A 2,830-nucleotide genomic window follows, 5' to 3' on the forward strand; every position below is an offset into this window, starting at 1 on the left:
GGCGGCGTAGGCGGCGCGGCGGTCGGGCTGGGCGAGGAGGCCGACGAGGTCGCGGCAGGAGGGCTGGTGGTCCTCGGCGGGGGCGGTGTCCATGGGCGTCCGTTCGGTTGCGGTGCGGTCGTGGTCCCGTTGGTCGTCCCGTACAGGTATCGCGGTCACGGGCCGCCTCGAAAGTCGTTTTCCCGGCCTCATGCGGCCCTCGGGCCGATCGGCGTCAGCACGCCGAGCCGGTCCTCGACCGCCTGCGCCGCCTCCAGGCACAGGTCCTCCCGGAACGCCCGCCCGACGATCTGCACGCCCACGGGCAGGCCGTCCACGACACCCGTCGGTACGGCCACACCCGGCACGCCCGCGAAGCTCGTCGCGCTGCACAGCCGCATCGCCGAGGCGACCCGGTCCCGGCCCGCCCGGTCGCGGGACTCCAGCCCCGGCTCGACGGGCGGCTCGGTGAACGACGGGCCCAGCAGCAGCGGGTAGGCGTCGAGGAACTCGGCCCACGAGCGGCGAACGGACAGCCACGTGCCCATCAGCCGCACCAGTTCGTCCGCGGTCGCGGGCGGTGTCTCCGCCATCGCCATCGCGAGGTAGCGGTCGCCGCCCTCGCCGAGCAGCGTCCGTACCGCCGGCCAGGTCGGGGCGAACTCGGTGACGGTCAGCCGCCCGTACGCCTCCAGTGCCTCGTCCAGCCGCGGCACGTCCGCCACTTCGCGCACGGCGTATCCCGCGTCGCGCAGTGCGTCGGCCGCGGTCTCGACGGCCCCGCGGATCGCCGGGTGGACGCCGTGGCCGCCGGGGTCCGCCACGACCGCGACCGGCAGCGGCCCGGGGAGCGCTTCGCCGTACGGCGGCACCGGTACGGCCCGGGGGTCGCGCGGATCGGTACCGGCCAGCGCCTCGTACGCCAGCCGCAGGTCGGCCACCGTCCGGGCCAGCGGCCCATCCGTGACCAGCACCTGGGAGGCGGGGCCCGGGTCGTCGGGGCCGAGGACGCGGTGGTCCGCCGGGAACCGGCCGGTGGACGGCTTCAGCCCGGCCACCCCGCAGAACTGGGCCGGGACGCGCACCGAGCCCCCGGCGTCGCTGCCGAGCCCCAGCGCCGCCATGCCCGTGGCCACGGCGACCGCGTCGCCGCCGCTGGAGCCGCCCGGGGTGCGGCTGCTGTCCCACGGGTTGACGGTGTCGCCGAAGAGTTCGCTGCGCGTGTGCATCCCCGCCAGGATCAGGGTGGGGACGTTGCCGTGCCCGATCGGGATGGCCCCGGCGGCGCGCAGCCGCGCCACCGGAGGCGCGTCGGCCGCCGCCACGAGATCGCGGAAGCGTGGCACGCCGAACGTGGTCGGCACGCCCTCGACGGGCGTGCTCTCCTTCACCGTGAACGGCACGCCCGCCAGCGGCCCCAGCGCCTCACCGGCGGAGAGCCTGCGGTCCGTCCGTACCGCGGCCTCCTGTGCGCGCTCCGCGAGGAGCTGGGTGACCGCGTTCACCTCCGGGTTGACCTCGGCGATGCGGTCGAGGTGGCTGCCGACCAGCTCCGCGGCCGAGACGTGTCCGCCGCGTACGGCTTCCGCCTGTTCGGTGGCCGGCATCTTCCACAGGTCGTCACGCATGGTCCCTTTTCCTCCCCGACGTTCCGATGCGCTCGCATCGGAACGGTCACCGTACCCTTGATCCGATACGAGCGCATCGATTAAGGAGGCGGGCCGGGGGCATGCCCAGACAGGTGGATCACGTGGGCCGGCGCCGCACCATCGCCGAGGCCGTTTGCCGCCTCGCCGGCGAACGCGGCCTGGAGGGCGTGACCCTGCGCGACGTCGCCGCCCGCGCCGGGGTGTCCATGGGCGCCGTGCAGCGGTGCTTCCGCACCAAGGAGGAGATGCTGGTGTTCGCGCTCGGGTACGTGAGCGAGCGGGTCGGCGAACGGGTCAGGGCCCGCCTCGTCCGGAGCCCGGCCCAGTCGGCGGGTACGGCGCTGGGGCACGCCGCCGCCGAGGTGTCCCTGCTCGGGGACGAGCACCGCGCGGAGGCCAGGGTCTGGCTCGCGTTCGTCGCGCAGGCGGCAGTCAGCGACACGCTCGCCGGGACGCTGCGGGCGAACTACGCGGGCCTGCACGAGGTGTTCGTCCGCCTGATCGCGGAAGCCGCCGAGGGCGCCGGGCGGGAAGCGCCCCTCGACCCGCAGCGCGAGGCCCGCGCGCTCCTCGCCCTCGCGGACGGCCTCACCGTGCACGTCCTCGTCGGCCACCTCACCCCGCAGGAGGCGCACGACGTCCTCCACGCCCACCTGGCCGGCCTCTGGGAGTGAGCCGGCTCATACGGCCCTTGGCGCGGGGTGCGCCGTTTTGTATCGTGGGGGAACAAACGCTGTTCTCCACCCCTGGGGGTTACGTATGGGCAGGCCCGCGGACATAGGTGCCTTCAAGGCACTGCTCCTCGACATGGACGGTACGCTCCTGAACTCCGACGCCGTCGTCGAGCGCATCTGGCGCCGCTGGGCCACCGAGAACGGCAAGGACGCCGAGGAGATCCTGCGCCACGCCCACGGGCGGCAGGCGCACGCCACCATGGCGCACCTCTTCCCCGAGCGGCCCGTCGAGCAGAACCTCGCCGACAACGCGCGCATGCTCGCCTGGGAGACCGCCGACACCGACGGCATCGTGCCCGTGCCCGGCGCGCCGGAGTTCATGAAGTCCCTGGCGGGGCTGCCGCACGCGCTCGTCACGTCCGCCGACCGCGGGCTGTCGCAGGCCCGGATGGCCGCCGCCGGGCTGCCGGTGCCGGCGGTCTCCATCACGGCCGAGTGCGTGAGCGCCAGCAAGCCGGACCCGGAGGG

The 2,830-nt window shown here is 74.9% G+C and carries 3 protein-coding genes; 2 read left to right on the forward strand and 1 reads right to left on the reverse strand.

Annotation, left to right across the window (positions count from 1 at the left end; translation table 11 throughout):
- Nucleotides 1-188: 188 nt before the first annotated feature.
- Nucleotides 189-1,607: an amidase gene (locus tag H5J30_RS25485; protein WP_181789691.1), complete on the reverse strand. Its 1,419-nt coding sequence runs from the start codon at nucleotides 1,605-1,607 to the stop codon at nucleotides 189-191.
- A 101-nt stretch (nucleotides 1,608-1,708) separates the two neighbouring features.
- On the opposite strand from H5J30_RS25485, the gene H5J30_RS25490 reads away from it, so the two are divergent.
- On the forward strand, nucleotides 1,709-2,302 hold the full coding sequence (locus H5J30_RS25490; protein WP_181789692.1) for a TetR/AcrR family transcriptional regulator: 594 nt from the start codon (nucleotides 1,709-1,711) through the stop codon (nucleotides 2,300-2,302).
- A gap of 85 nt (nucleotides 2,303-2,387) precedes the next feature.
- A partial coding sequence (locus H5J30_RS25495) for an HAD family hydrolase (protein WP_181789693.1) occupies nucleotides 2,388-2,830 on the forward strand: 443 nt, incomplete at its 3' end.

This window comes from Streptomyces phytophilus, assembly GCF_013870535.1.
In the GTDB taxonomy this organism is placed as follows: domain Bacteria; phylum Actinomycetota; class Actinomycetes; order Streptomycetales; family Streptomycetaceae; genus Streptomyces; species Streptomyces phytophilus.